Consider the following 12,905-nt stretch of genomic DNA (forward strand, 5'->3'; position numbering starts at 1 on the left):
CTTCTTTGCGCCCTTTGCAGTTCGTTAACCAAAACCCATGAAACACCAAACCACTTCCCCCTGGACATTCATCCCCACCCTATATTTCACCTCCGGCATACCTTACGTCATCATCAATACAGTTTCCGTCATCTTTTACAAAAAACTCGGAATAGATAACGCTCAAATTGCTTTATGGACAAGTTTTCTCTATCTACCTTGGGTCATCAAAATGTTTTGGGGGCCAATTGTCGATATTTACTTTACCAAACGCAAATGGATAACTTATACCCAATTAGCCATGTCTGCCTGCTTAGCTTTGGTAGCCTTTACTTTACAACTACCAAACTTCTTCTTCATCTCCCTGACAGCATTAACAATAGGAGCCTTTATTTCAGCAACTTATGACATTGCCACAGATGGCTTTTATTTGCTAGCTTTATCTCCCGAACAACAAGCCTTTTTTGTCGGTATTCGCTCACTATTTTATAGACTTGCTGTTATCTTTGGGTCTGGAATCTTAGTATTCATGGCAGGTCAGCTTGAAGTATCTCTTAACAATATCCCTCTCAGTTGGACTTTTGCTATTGGCTTCTCAGCTTTAATTTTAGGAATACTGTTTATTTTCCATCGCCTAATTTTACCCGTACCTGAATCATATTCTCAAGGACAAAAAGCCACCAACAAGATAAACTTTTGGTCAATTATTAGTTCATATTTTGCTCAAAATAAAATTATCAATATTATAACCTTTATCTTACTTTACAGACTTGGCGAAGCAATGCTTGTCAAGATTGCGTCTTTATTTTTATTAGACAAAGCAGAAGTAGGAGGCTTAGGTTTATCAACATCAGATGTCGGATTAGCCTACGGAACATTTGGAGTAATCTCACTAATTTGTGGAGGGATATTAGGAGGCTTACTCATTTCAAAACATGGATTAAAGAAATGTCTTTTGCCTATGGCTTTAGCATTGAATTTGCCTGATATCTTTTATGTGTATATGGCTTATACAAAACCTTCATTAACATTGGTATATCCTTTAGTTTCCTTAGAGCAATTCGGCTATGGTTTTGGGTTTACAGCCTTTAGTGTTTACTTAATGTATATTTGCCAAGGTGAGTATAAAACTTCTCATTTTGCCATATCTACTGGCATCATGGCTTTAGGAATGATGCTACCCGGATTAATTAGCGGTTATCTCCAAAAAGCACTTGGCTATCCACTATTTTTTATTTTAGTTTGTTTACTCACGATTCCTGGAATGATTGCTATGTTTTTTATACCTTTAAAAGAAGAATCGAAACTTGCGAATAATTAACTATTTCATATTTTATGCCTTATGTTTTGGGAATAGATGGCGGCGGTAGTAAGACAGTCTGTGTGTTGGTGGATGATTCTGGACAAGTTCTAGGACGCGCCGAAGCTGGGGAATCTAACTATCAGAGTATAGGTATTGAAGCCACTTTCAAATCAATTGAATCTGCAATTCATACTGCGACTAATGAAGCAAGACAAATTATAAATACTATTACTATTGAAGCAATATGTCTGGGTTTGGCAGGTGTGGGACGTGCATCAGATATCGAAGTAGTAAAAAATTTAGTACAAGAGTTGCAAAATAGCAAAATTTTACCTATTACTTGGTCATTACAGCCAGAAAATATTGTAATTTGTAACGACGCTTTGATTGCTTTAGTTGGTGGAATTGGTCATGATGTAGGAATTGTGGTTGCTGTAGGTACTGGTTCCATAGTTTTTGGGCGAAATCATCAGGGAAAGACTAAGCGAGTAGGCGGCTGGGGCTACATTTTAGGAGATGAAGGTAGTGCTTATAAAATTGCTGTTGCTGGGATGAATGCAGCATTAAAATCCTATGATGGGCGAGAGATAGCAACTAGTTTAGTGGATGCTTTTAAACAGCATCTTAATTTGGAAAGTATAGAAGATTTAATAGAAGTAATATATCGGCAACAATGGGGAGTTAAACAGATAGCTGCTTTGGCGCCAATTGTCGATTTAGCAGCAGCATCAGGTGATGAAGTAGCGAATAATATAATTAATGATGCTGTTCAAGAATTGGTAAAATCTACATCTACAGTAATTGATGCAATTTTCATTCCAGACTCAATTTATGAAGTAGTCACAACGGGAAGTGTATGGCTAAGTAGATCCAAAATACATGAGAGGTTTTCAGCTTCGATAATTAAGAAGTTTCCTTTTATGCAAGTGATTTATCCAAGGTTTGAGCCTGCTTATGGTGCTGCTTTGTTGGCATTGACTACTTTATTATGATTATTGTATAGACAAGAATAATACTAAATTAATAAATAAGTATTTACTTTAATAAAGTGATAAATCGGGTTATGACTACGAAGAATATACCGCTGATATTAAAGAAAATCAGATACTGGCATGGAAACTTTATATCATCGCTCGTAGTAAGTAGAACGGTATGAAAAATTCAATGTTTGTAGTAAGGACTTTAGTCCTAAGAAAAGAGCTAAAGCCCTTACTAAGAGCTAAGTTTGGCTAACGTTATATTAGTTAACATAGTTTGATTTATTCTCACCGACTTAGTTAATTCACTTAGAATTAACTCCAATCATTAGTAAAGGGGATAGATGACATTCGCTTGTCGCAAAGCACCCATCCCCGAATAGCTGCCCAGATCATGAAACCTGGAATCCTATAGTCCGGTATCTAATAATCACAGTATCGGCCGAGATATGTAGATTGTCACCCGGATACATACTGATTTAAAAGATATCTGTCACGGGGTATAGGGCATTAAGCATTGGGAGTGTTGACTGTTGAGTTAAGAGTTAGGAATTCTGACCTTTCTTTGCCACTGATTCCCTCAGTCCCACATTCCCCCACACTCCTCTGACTTCCCACACTCCCTCATCCCTGTGTTTCTCCGCATCGCTAACAATGCTGTCCCATAAGCAGCTTCAGTATATTTTGAGGCTATGACAGGCACATTTAAACACCGCCCACGAATAGCAGTCCAAGTGTCATTTGCTGCGCCACCGCCAGCAGTATAAACACGAGTTAACTTGTCTGCACCCATTTGCTGCAATAATTCATACCCTTTTGTTTCTATACGGGCAATACTTTCTAATAATCCATGCAAAAATTCCACTGGGTTATCTGGGCGTGGTTCCAAACGTGGGGGTAAATTGGGATCGTTAATCGGAAAGCGATCGCCTGCTTTCAACAATGGATAATAATCTAGTTCGCTGGCTTTTGATGCATCAATCTCACGGCTCAGGCTTGCTAACTCAGGGTTGGTGAAAAATTGCTGTAGCACTGCACCACCAGTGTTAGAAGCACCTCCAGTCAACCACAATTTACCCAAGCGATGGCTATAAATTCCATATCGCGCATCCTCTACACGGGTACGACTCAAAAGTTTTAGTACCAGCGTTGAACCTAAGGAAGTCACAGCTTCACCAGGTAATTTTGCCCTACTGGCAAGAAAAGCGGCAATACTATCAGTTGTACCAGTACATACCAAACAATCACGCCGAAAACCAAAGTTATCTGCAATTTCAGAACGTAATTCTGTCACAGGTGTACCAGGTGGCAAAACTCTGGGTAGTTGAATCGGTATTTGCAACTTTTCTATCCATTCTGGGTATTTCAACTCTTCCACGTCATAACCTAGTTTTAGGGCGTTATGGTAGTCACTAATGCCTAAATACCCATGCAGCAAAAACCCCAGCCAATCTGCTTGATGTAGGAAATATCTAGCTTCACTAAAAGAAGGTAATTGTTTCATCCAAATCAGTTTACTAAGGCTGGAGGTGGCGCTTAACACGGTATGATTCGGGGGTGCTATGCTCCTCAAATCATCTACCACAGATGATCCCCGCGTGTCGTTGTACAATAACGGTGCATCTATTGGTTTGCCAGCAGCATCCACCAGTAAGACAGTGGAAGAAGTACCGTTAATTGCGATCGCTCTAATTTCTCGCCGCAATCCCTGAGGTATTTGTTCCAGCAATGCAAACAAAGCCTCTTGCCAACAACTTGCCATCGCACCCGCTGGTAAATCTTCAAAAGGATATCGCACCTCAGCCTGGATGCTAGTTTCCTCATTAATCACCACACCACGTGCGCCAGATGTGCCAAAGTCGATACCCAAATAAAAATCCATAGATTTATAAATTTTTTTAAAGGATAATAACTAACGACTACTGACTAATAACTGCTTTTGTTGCATCTTGTAACAAGATCTTCCACGAACCCGGCAAAACAAGGAAAAGTAGTAAACGAACAGTTCAAAATCTATTGAAGTTAGGAGAATTTCAGCCATGCCTATCTTAGATACTCTGTACATCGCTCAAGTATCTTCCATCTCAGATACCCAAGTGTACATCGCTCTAGTTGTGGCGCTGATTCCAGGAGTTCTAGCTTGGCGTTTAGCCACAGAACTTTACAAATAAGGCTACGATGTGACACAGTTGAAAAGCTAATAATCCTGGCATTACGGGGGTGCAATTTCCAAACGCTTACGGCTTTACGCCCTAAGTAGTTGCGATCTTGCACTTACGTAAGCCAGGTTATTTTTTAACTTGTGCAGCACTTGTAGCGATTTGCAAAAAATGAAGTAATATGACAGCTAAATCAAGTAGTAATTAGCGTCAGAGAGCTTTTTAAAGTGCTTTTCTTCACTCAGCGAGGTTAATTTTTAGGATCATGAACGCGATTCAACCCTCTAGACCACCGTTACAACCGATACAAAAACGTCGGGTCATTCCTCGACCAAAGCGGCATCTTCGTCAACGTTCTTACCAAGTGATGGCATTGGAAAGTACTGCCAAGATTGCTGTTAATCTTTTCATTACAGCCGCCGCCGCATCTGCCTTGGCACAACTTTTGCCTTATCACTGGTTACAGCAAGCAAAATTGCGAGAAATCCGCACTGAAGTCAAGCTGATGGAAGAACATGTCAACACTTTACAGGCAGAATTTAGCCGTAACTTCGATCCCCAGCAAGCTAAAAGTATTAGGCAACAACAAGGATATCGATTCGATCCCAGCCAGCGTCGGGTGGTGCTGATGAATCAAGATGGCAGAGTCATTGAACAAACAGATTTATTACCCTAAGAGAAATATCAAGTTTGGGATTATTCTGTTCTTTGTGATTTTGGCTACGTAGAAACCGGGTGAAAATTTATATTTATTGATAATAAATAACAGCGTCCTATACTCTAATTCCAAATTAAAAATGAATTTTTCATTTTTGGAATCTTGAATTTGCCAGAATGGCTCATCTACCAATTAGGACGCCCAGGAGATAGCAGATTGTTAAGCCAATTTTCGAGTTGTAAACGCAAGCGATAACCAGTAATGTCCTTACTGTTGTTTACAGGAGGTAGTTGAGTGAGGGCACGACGATAATCAGCGATCGCACAATTCCAGTCACCCCAAAGATGGTAAGTTCTGCCGCGTTCAGCCCAAATGTGACCTTCCAGTTGACCGAAAAGCAATGCTACCTCAAAATTCTCAATAGCCTCTTCGTATTGACCCAAATCACGCAAGGTAATCCCTCGGTTAATCCACGCCCGGACGTGACGAGGATTCAAATTAATCGCTTCATCGTAGTCAGCAAGTGCTAATGCTAATTCTCCACAAGCAGCATAGTAATTTCCTCGATTGTTATAAGCGCTGGCTAAATAGGGATTCAGTTCCAGGGCGGTATTATAGTCACAAAACGCTTTTTGCATTTCACCACTTTGGAAATAAATCAGTCCCCGGTTGTTATAATTAATCGCATTGTAGGGATGGCGAAAAATTAGTTGGTTTAAAAGTGCGATCGCCTCAGTATAATTTCCTTCTTGAGCCAACTTCAAAGCATAAGAGCGTAAGTGGCTATCCCCTAATTCATTGCGATCGTTTGCCCTCTGGTCTTGATGATTATTTGTCTTATTTATAACAAGTCTTTTATATTGGTTACTTTGATGGTCACCGGAAGCTAAAAATGAGTGAATATTCATCTTTTTATGCCTAAAATACCTGCTATATGAAATCAAATTCTAGTTTTATTTGTTATTGGCTTTACCACTACATCTATTTTTAGAGTATTGAATATTACCTGAAAGCCATCTCAAGAGAGAACTTCAACTACTCACACAAGTGGAAATCTACGCCCTAAATTGACAATCGATCCTCAACCTAATCATGGATACTTCATCCCTAAGGTCAATTCCAGAAATAGCCAAGATAAATTTCCAACACTGGTTGGTATCGCTAGGCCAAAGTAAAAGGGATTGGGGATTGGGGATTGGGGATTGAAAAACTTTTTGCCAGTTCCCAGTACCGCGCGATCGGTAAAAAATTAAAAATCCTGTATTTCTGGGCTTTTGAAACATTTAGAATGCTATTCTTATTCCCGTCGCAGTGTACAAATCAAGTAGTAAGAGCGACAAGTTGGTAGAATGCCAAGAACCTGGATTAGGAACTGGGTACTGGAGACTAGAAATTTGTTACCCTCTGGCTCTTATTCCCAATCCCCAATCCCCAGCCCTTAAGTTTTGAGAAATTTTCTAATGACAACCGCAATTTCTTATCCCAATGCCCCAGATTTAGCAGCCGATGATTACATTGTTATCGGTTTGGCAACCTGCTTCGTTAAAGAAGATGGAGAAGTTTATCAAATCGAAGTTATAGAACCAATTCCCTCTGCGGCTTTGGAAGCACTGTTGAAAGGCATTCCTACCTCCTATAAGTTGGCTTATGCAACAACTTTGGGATCTGTGTTGGATGGCGATTCACAACTTGTGCCAGATGGATTCCCAGAGTCGGCTCAGTTCGGAGAGGAATTTATACCACGCGTATTTGCAGCAGCTCGTACTTACAAGCGTCGTGAATCTGCAAAATCCCTAATTCCTGTAGGTACAAGCTACAGTGAGTTCAAGTATTCAATTGACCGTAAGCGGGTGCTAAATGCCAGTAGAGTTGTTACTAAAGAAGATAACGTTAAGCAGCATTCTCATACTCACAAAGTTCTTTAAGTAATTATGCTAAAACTTTACGGTGGCGCTCGTAGTCGAGCAGCAATTGTTCATTGGTATTTAGAGGAACTAGAAGTTCCCTATGAATTTGTCAAGCTTGATATGCAGGCGGGTGAACACCTCCAGCCTGAGTTTTTGACAATTAATCCATTTGCACGGGTTCCAGCAATTGTTGATGGAGATCTTCAGCTTTGGGAATCTGGGGCAATTTTGCTTTATTTGATGGACAAGTATGCAAAAGCGCCAGTTTCACTAGAAGAACGTGCTGTGATTTACCAGTGGGTATTATTTGCCAATTCCACCCTCAGTACAGCAATTACGGTAGAAGCAAATCGCGATCGCCAAATATCCCGTTTGTTGAGTACGTTGAATGAAACTTTCATTAAACAACCTTTTTTGCTGGGCAATGAATTCACCGTTGCCGATGTCGCAGTGGGGTCTGTTTTAAACTACATTCCCATGATTCTGAAACTAGACTTCAGCCCTTACCCAGCTGTATTAAATTACATGAAGCAGTTAGCTGACCGTCCGGCATTTCAAAAAAGTATCGGTGCGAGAACATAAAAGGGACTGGGAATTGGGGATTAGGGATTGGGTATTGAGTACTGAATATTAGCAGTTAAAAAAATTATTTTCTAGTCCCCAGTACCCAGTCCCCAATCCCTTTTACCGATAATTTGTAAATTGCAAAGCCACAGGATAGTCTTCTTGTTTTAGTCGCACAATCACAACTTGCAAGTCATCTTTAGATTTAGCAGAAACCCTTACAGCGTCACCTTGAATTGAGGCTTGTACTTTTTTGAATTCGTCACGAATCAATTTGGAAATTTGTTTGGCGATTTCTTGACTGATACCTTTTTTGAGTTTAATTTCTTGACGTACGCGGTTACCGCTTGCTGATTCAATTTTGCCAAAATCAAAGATTTTTTGGGACAGGTTACGCTTTGCGGCTTTTTCCCGCAGGATGTTGTGTACAGAATCCAAGGTAAACTCGCTGTCAGTACTGACATTAATGCTTTGATCGGCTAACTCAACAGTAGTTTGAGTATCTTTAAGGTCATAACGGCTTTTGATTTCTCGCACAACTTGATCGACAGCGTTAACCAATTCTTGTTGGTCAAAGTCGCTCACAATGTCAAAGGAAAAAGTAGAAGCCATAAAGAATTTTGGATTTTAGATTTTGGATTTTAGATTAGCATTGGGCATTGGGCATTGGGCATCGGGAAGAGGATGGGGGGCACCAGGGGAAAGACTTACTGCAACTTGCCCTCTGCTCCTCTGCTCCTCTGCTCCTTTGCCCCTGCGCCTCCCTCATGTCCGTCATTTTCCCCATGCCCCATGCCCCGTGCCCAATTAACTACTAGCTTGGATGATGCTCAGGAAAATGAGAATAGCAGAGCCAAGGGAGCCAATGCCAAACATTAGGGAGCGCAAAAGGGGTATATTCAAAATATAAAAAATTGAGTAAAGAAAACGGGCAGCCACAAAAGCGATCGCAGCCGTCGCTGCTGTAGAAGAATTTACACCAGTTACGTATGCCATGAATGCGGCTGCGGCAAATACCATAAACGCTTCAAAGGAGTTCTGATGTGCCCAGGTGGCTCTTTGAGCGTATGGTGGCAATTTATCAAACATAGCGCGAGGGGCAGAGAGATCGTACCCAACACGCACACGGGCATAAGCTACTACCAAGAATGGCACGTAAATTAGAACGGCAGCAGCAGCGATCGAGTACAAAAAAATTATCATTAGTTATTAGTCATTGGTCATTAGTCATTAGTCATTAGTCATTAGTCACTTGTACTGAGCATACTTCGACTCCGCTACTTCGACTGCGCTCAGTACAGGTCAGTACAAGGAAAGCGTAGCGTCTCGTAGAGAAGCCGAAGTATTGGTCATTGTTCAAATACATAGACGTGTTTTGCTCTGTTCATCACGAACTAGGACAAAGGACGAAACGCAAAGTCTGAGCGGAGGAAACCTCCGTTCGCCTTTGCCGTTGCCACAGGCATCCGAACTTTGTAAGAGAGGACTTTTGACAAATAACTAATCAAAGTAGAAAAGTGTCACCACTTTTCTTTGTTCTTCTGCATCTTGACAAGTTTGCAGTAAAGTGCGGCTGTCGTGAAACGCAAAGCAAATTAGTTGCTGGCAACGAGAGACAATTTCCTTGTTGCACAAGTAACTAGCTTCCGCAAGAGACAGATTATCATTACTAGGATTTTCCACCAGATGCATTACTTGTTCTAGTTGCTGGCGCGATTCTAAGGGCTGGCGTTCCAAGCTTTGGGGTAGAATCACGGTTAACAAGTTTGGATCGGCCCGTGTCGCTCCCCGGATGGCAGCAGAATTTGTGCCTATAGCACCAGAAGTGATGATCCGATTACCCGATAAAACTAGGGCATATGTCATCATTTCAATAAGATTCTGATGTGTAATCGGCACATGACGAGAACCCAGCAAGGCAATTCTTTTAGAACCCGTTTGCTGGATTGTCGCTAGTTCTTGCGCTAATGTATCGACGTTAATAAGGTCTGTTGACTGACTCAAAGATAGACATGCATCAGATTAAACGACCCAGATATTCTACCAAAGAGCGTGTAGGTGCGAGGCAAACCTGAGTTAGACATCACTACAATTTTTCACTTTTTTGCTTCAATGACTGAGATTACGCGATCGCACCAAGCCAGCCAATGTCTTTCATAAGTAATCCCATTCAGGAGAGTCAAATACTGAAATTGTTGTACTTCTGGCAGCTCTTGGGGATTCTGAAAGTAATGCTGCTCCAAATTCTCGTATGTAGACAATTTTTCTAAGTGGGCTTTTTGGTGTCGCTCCAGTTCTGCCAAAATCGTCTCCTTAGGAGCAACATGACCAGCAAAAATTTTTACAAGTAAATCATCTTTTATCGGTGTGGGTTCACAAGGTTGAGCAATCCACTGTTTTAACTGCTGTTCTCCCAAGCCTGTAACGCTGTAAAGCTTTTTATCTGGTCGTCCTGCTTGCAGAATCGTCTCGCAACTAATCCACCCTTGGTCTTCTAACTTCGACAACTCCCGATAAATCTGCTGGTGGCTTGCTGACCAAAAAAAGCCTACAGAGCCATCGAATCGCTTTGCTAAATCATACCCACTACAAGGGGCATCAACGAGAGCAGCTAATATCGCGTGGGCTAATGCCATGATTTTTGATTCACTACTTGACGTATGCAACTAATTGCATAAAATATTTATATGCAACTAATTGCATAATAAACTGAAATAACAAGGAATGTAACTCATGCCTCAAGTAATGCCAGGAAGATTTACCGCCGAGATTGATGAACCCTTCGTTGTGTTTCTGATTGGGATGAGAATTAATAAATTCTTTGCTTTTTCTAAATGGATTCCCACAGCTATGGCAATGTCGCCGATGCTACGGAGCCTTCAGCAGAATCCCGATAAGGGGTTTTTAGGGGGAGAAGGTTTTGTTTACTCGCGGGGAGTAGGACTGATTCAGTATTGGCGATCGTTTGAGGATTTGGAGCGTTTTGCCAGAAATCCCGCAGATGCACATTTAGAAGCTTGGCAAAGGTTTAATCGAGCCATTGGTGCTGATGGTAGTGTTGGCATTTGGCACGAAACTTATTTAATCGATCCGGGAAAATATGAGGCAGTTTACGGAAATATGCCTGTATTTGGATTAGCTGCTGCAACCAAGCACGTCCCCGCTAAGGGACGAAAGGAAACCGCACGCCGTCGCTTGGGAGGTGACAGCGAACCCGGTGTGCCTTCGCCAGGGAGTGGGGAAATGGAGGGATGAGGGAGATGGGGAGATGGGGAGATGGGGAGATGGGGAGATGGGCAGGGCAAACGCATCTAAATTACTCTTGATCACAACGAAGGTTAAAAACCAACGAAAAAATCAGGATTTCGCGCTTGATTATTTTTTAAGCCCCAAAGCGATCGCCTAAAATTTTCGCAATAAGCAAGAGTTAATGACATTAATTTTAGTTCTATTGAGAATAGACTTTGCTTGTTGACATGATGCGGCCGCCCTGGGGAGATGGGGGAGTGTGGGAAGAAAAGGGGGAAAGATTTCTTTCCATCCTCCCACACCTCCCTCACCTCCCACACTCCCTGTTTACCCTCTGCCCCCCGCACCCCGCCCCTGGAGCCTCTTTTCAATGCCCCATGCCCCATGCTCCATGCCCTAACTAAGACAATGCCGTTGCGGGAGTTAAACCGAGTTTAGATAACAGGCGGTCAATGTCAAAATGCTCAACCATCAACTGGCGAATATACTGAACCTTAATCGGCTCGTGGAGACGGACTTGACCAAAAGTGCGGTCAACAATTTCGACTGTGGTGAGGGTGTCTAAGTCAACAGATAAAATGGGAATTTCTAGTTCTTCAGCACGACTGAGAATGAACGGTGGAGGTGGTAGTTGCCCCGTGAGAATCAAACATTGGGTAGAAGTTTCCAAAGCGGCCTGCTGAATTTCCACGCGATCGCCTCCTGTTACCACTGCCATATTCCGGCGTTTGCGGAAATACTTTACAGCCGAGTTGACATTCATTGCGCCAATTGCCAGACTTTCCACCAACAAATCTAGGCGATCGTTACGACACAGAACGTCAGCCTTTAACTGCTTAACGAGTTCGCCAACACTCACACTCTTAAGTAAATCGCTATTTGGTAGCATTCCCAGCACTGGAATATCCCGCTGTTCCAAAAATGGGCGTAATAGAGTGTCAACCGCTTTGAGTTGTCCCACAGGAATATCATTGATGACAACACCAATCAAGCGATCGCCCATACGCTGCTTGGCAGCCAATAATGCCTCAACTGAAAGCAACGATTTATAACGGGCTACTAACAGGACGCCAGCATCCAAGACCTCAGCCACTTGTAGTAAAGATAAGTCAAACAAATTGCCTTCAGACAAATCACCAGGTCCCTCTAGCAACACCAAGTCTCCTGGCGACATTTGCGAATATTGCTGTAATAGTGACTGCTGATAATTTGTTTTGTCCTCCCCACGCAAGCGTTTTTGCACATTTAGCTCATCCAAAGCCAGCATTGTAGGTGCAACACGGTTTTCCGGCAAATTCAGGCTAAGAGCGATGAACTGGACATCTTCTTCAATTACAGTTCCGCTAGACGAATTCAAACACGTACCGAGCGGTTTACCGTAAGCTATATCCAGTCCTTTTTGCTGTAGCTGATGAGACAAACCCAGAACAGTTGCAGATTTACCGCTGTAAGTCTCGGTTGATCCAATCAGCAAATATTTAGGGGATTTGGGCACACATGCACTCCTAATTTCAAAAGTCAGAAGAACCCAGCTAGGTGTTTCCTAATTCTAGTTCGTTCTGGCAAAAGCCTCTCTCTCTCCTAGAAACTAGGATTTTTCAGAATATAGCCCTTGGAGCTTGGATGCAATACACAACGATACACAATAGAAAATTATGTGAACTGAATTTGAAAAATGATTGTTACAGCTAAGCATTGCTCCCCACCCGTGTCTTGAAAAGACGGTAAAAATTTTCAACGCCCTTTGGGCAAGGCAGAAGACAGGTGGTCACTGAGACTTAGTGTAGCCGAAGTGTGCCTTATGCCTTTCTTCAACTTAATGTGTAACTGATGTCGGACACACTGAACTAAAGTAGATTTGATCTTCGTAGGCGTAGCCCATTGGAGACATCGCTTGCTGATGTCAGGATAGCAATTGAGTTTTGATGATAAATATAAAGTTTTGAATAGTAACATTGAGTAATTTTTTAATTTCTTACTAATTGTATTGACTTATATCAAATTTTTAGGTAAGTATAAATACATAAGTTATTCGATTCATAAGTTTCTAGGCTTTACGGGTTTTCACAGAAGTTGTCCGTTTAACAAACGGTTTAAGCCCCTTATTAA

Annotated in this window: 14 protein-coding genes; 7 read left to right on the forward strand and 7 right to left on the reverse strand. The window is 41.8% G+C overall.

The annotated features are described in order from the left end of the window. Nucleotides 1-37: 37 nt before the first annotated feature. The gene (locus ACM0OY_RS03510) at nt 38-1,300 is read left to right on the forward strand and encodes an MFS transporter (RefSeq protein ID WP_414567505.1); all 1,263 of its coding nucleotides are present in this window, start codon (nt 38-40) and stop codon (nt 1,298-1,300) included. Between the two features lie 14 nt (nt 1,301-1,314). Further along, nucleotides 1,315-2,274 carry an N-acetylglucosamine kinase gene (locus ACM0OY_RS03515; protein ID WP_414567506.1) on the forward strand — a complete coding sequence of 320 codons (960 nt, stop codon included), beginning with the start codon at nt 1,315-1,317 and terminating at the stop codon, nt 2,272-2,274. A 565-nt stretch (nt 2,275-2,839) separates the two neighbouring features. Here ACM0OY_RS03515 and ACM0OY_RS03520 read toward each other — a convergent pair. After that, on the reverse strand, nt 2,840-4,141 hold the full coding sequence (locus ACM0OY_RS03520) for an FGGY-family carbohydrate kinase (RefSeq protein ID WP_414567507.1): 1,302 nt from the start codon (nt 4,139-4,141) through the stop codon (nt 2,840-2,842). Nucleotides 4,142-4,298: 157 nt separating this feature from the next. Between ACM0OY_RS03520 and psaM the strand changes: the two genes are divergently transcribed. Both psaM and ACM0OY_RS03530 read left to right on the forward strand, forming a co-directional pair. Then, on the forward strand, nt 4,299-4,430 hold the full coding sequence (gene psaM, locus ACM0OY_RS03525; protein WP_190912801.1) for a photosystem I reaction center subunit XII: 132 nt from the start codon (nt 4,299-4,301) through the stop codon (nt 4,428-4,430). A 253-nt stretch (nt 4,431-4,683) separates the two neighbouring features. Further along, nucleotides 4,684-5,094 carry a hypothetical protein gene (locus ACM0OY_RS03530; RefSeq protein ID WP_414567508.1) on the forward strand — a complete coding sequence of 137 codons (411 nt, stop codon included), beginning with the start codon at nt 4,684-4,686 and terminating at the stop codon, nt 5,092-5,094. A gap of 167 nt (nt 5,095-5,261) precedes the next feature. Here the strand turns inward: ACM0OY_RS03530 and ACM0OY_RS03535 are convergent, their stop codons facing one another. Further along, nucleotides 5,262-5,984, reverse strand: a complete 723-nt coding sequence (locus ACM0OY_RS03535) for a tetratricopeptide repeat protein (protein WP_414567509.1) — start codon at nt 5,982-5,984, stop codon at nt 5,262-5,264. 552 nt (nt 5,985-6,536) lie between these two features. On the opposite strand from ACM0OY_RS03535, the gene ACM0OY_RS03540 reads away from it, so the two are divergent. Both ACM0OY_RS03540 and ACM0OY_RS03545 read left to right on the forward strand, forming a co-directional pair. Then, nucleotides 6,537-7,001, forward strand: a complete 465-nt coding sequence (locus tag ACM0OY_RS03540) for a hypothetical protein (RefSeq protein ID WP_414567510.1) — start codon at nt 6,537-6,539, stop codon at nt 6,999-7,001. A gap of 6 nt (nt 7,002-7,007) precedes the next feature. Beyond that, nucleotides 7,008-7,565, forward strand: coding sequence for a glutathione S-transferase family protein (locus ACM0OY_RS03545; protein ID WP_414567511.1), 558 nt, complete (start codon nt 7,008-7,010; stop codon nt 7,563-7,565). 102 nt (nt 7,566-7,667) lie between these two features. Here the strand turns inward: ACM0OY_RS03545 and ACM0OY_RS03550 are convergent, their stop codons facing one another. From ACM0OY_RS03550 to ACM0OY_RS03565, 4 genes are all read right to left on the reverse strand, one after another. Further along, nucleotides 7,668-8,159 (reverse strand): YajQ family cyclic di-GMP-binding protein, encoded by a 492-nt coding sequence (locus ACM0OY_RS03550; RefSeq protein WP_414567512.1) that lies wholly within the window; start codon nt 8,157-8,159, stop codon nt 7,668-7,670. Between the two features lie 195 nt (nt 8,160-8,354). Next, nucleotides 8,355-8,750: an MAPEG family protein gene (locus ACM0OY_RS03555; RefSeq protein ID WP_073641922.1), complete on the reverse strand. Its 396-nt coding sequence runs from the start codon at nt 8,748-8,750 to the stop codon at nt 8,355-8,357. A 297-nt stretch (nt 8,751-9,047) separates the two neighbouring features. Further along, nucleotides 9,048-9,551: a DNA recombination-mediator protein A gene (locus tag ACM0OY_RS03560; RefSeq protein ID WP_073641923.1), complete on the reverse strand. Its 504-nt coding sequence runs from the start codon at nt 9,549-9,551 to the stop codon at nt 9,048-9,050. Between the two features lie 92 nt (nt 9,552-9,643). After that, the gene (locus ACM0OY_RS03565; RefSeq protein ID WP_414567513.1) at nt 9,644-10,183 is read right to left on the reverse strand and encodes a PadR family transcriptional regulator; all 540 of its coding nucleotides are present in this window, start codon (nt 10,181-10,183) and stop codon (nt 9,644-9,646) included. A gap of 97 nt (nt 10,184-10,280) precedes the next feature. Here ACM0OY_RS03565 and ACM0OY_RS03570 point away from each other — a divergent pair, with 97 nt between their 5' ends. Beyond that, nucleotides 10,281-10,802, forward strand: coding sequence for a DUF4188 domain-containing protein (locus ACM0OY_RS03570; protein ID WP_414567514.1), 522 nt, complete (start codon nt 10,281-10,283; stop codon nt 10,800-10,802). 394 nt (nt 10,803-11,196) lie between these two features. On the opposite strand, the gene ACM0OY_RS03575 is transcribed toward ACM0OY_RS03570, so the two are convergent. After that, entirely contained in the window at nt 11,197-12,291 is a 1,095-nt protein-coding gene (locus ACM0OY_RS03575) for a phosphotransacetylase family protein (RefSeq protein ID WP_414567515.1), read from the reverse strand. Nucleotides 12,292-12,905 lie beyond the last annotated feature (614 nt).

It is taken from the genome of Nostoc sp. CCY 9925 (assembly GCF_963920935.1).
Classification (GTDB): Bacteria; Cyanobacteriota; Cyanobacteriia; order Cyanobacteriales; family Nostocaceae; genus Nostoc.

What these genes read in the sequence shown, in the direction of transcription:
- ACM0OY_RS03510 (WP_414567505.1), top strand. Translation starts at nt 38, where the DNA reads ATGAAACACCAAACCACTTCCCCCTGGACATTCATCCCCACCCTATAT.
- ACM0OY_RS03515 (WP_414567506.1), top strand. Translation starts at nt 1,315, where the DNA reads ATGCCTTATGTTTTGGGAATAGATGGCGGCGGTAGTAAGACAGTCTGT.
- ACM0OY_RS03520 (WP_414567507.1), bottom strand. Translation starts at nt 4,141, where the DNA reads ATGGATTTTTATTTGGGTATCGACTTTGGCACATCTGGCGCACGTGGT.
- psaM (WP_190912801.1), top strand. Translation starts at nt 4,299, where the DNA reads ATGCCTATCTTAGATACTCTGTACATCGCTCAAGTATCTTCCATCTCA.
- ACM0OY_RS03530 (WP_414567508.1), top strand. Translation starts at nt 4,684, where the DNA reads ATGAACGCGATTCAACCCTCTAGACCACCGTTACAACCGATACAAAAA.
- ACM0OY_RS03535 (WP_414567509.1), bottom strand. Translation starts at nt 5,984, where the DNA reads ATGAATATTCACTCATTTTTAGCTTCCGGTGACCATCAAAGTAACCAA.
- ACM0OY_RS03540 (WP_414567510.1), top strand. Translation starts at nt 6,537, where the DNA reads ATGACAACCGCAATTTCTTATCCCAATGCCCCAGATTTAGCAGCCGAT.
- ACM0OY_RS03545 (WP_414567511.1), top strand. Translation starts at nt 7,008, where the DNA reads ATGCTAAAACTTTACGGTGGCGCTCGTAGTCGAGCAGCAATTGTTCAT.
- ACM0OY_RS03550 (WP_414567512.1), bottom strand. Translation starts at nt 8,159, where the DNA reads ATGGCTTCTACTTTTTCCTTTGACATTGTGAGCGACTTTGACCAACAA.
- ACM0OY_RS03555 (WP_073641922.1), bottom strand. Translation starts at nt 8,750, where the DNA reads ATGATAATTTTTTTGTACTCGATCGCTGCTGCTGCCGTTCTAATTTAC.
- ACM0OY_RS03565 (WP_414567513.1), bottom strand. Translation starts at nt 10,183, where the DNA reads ATGGCATTAGCCCACGCGATATTAGCTGCTCTCGTTGATGCCCCTTGT.
- ACM0OY_RS03570 (WP_414567514.1), top strand. Translation starts at nt 10,281, where the DNA reads ATGCCTCAAGTAATGCCAGGAAGATTTACCGCCGAGATTGATGAACCC.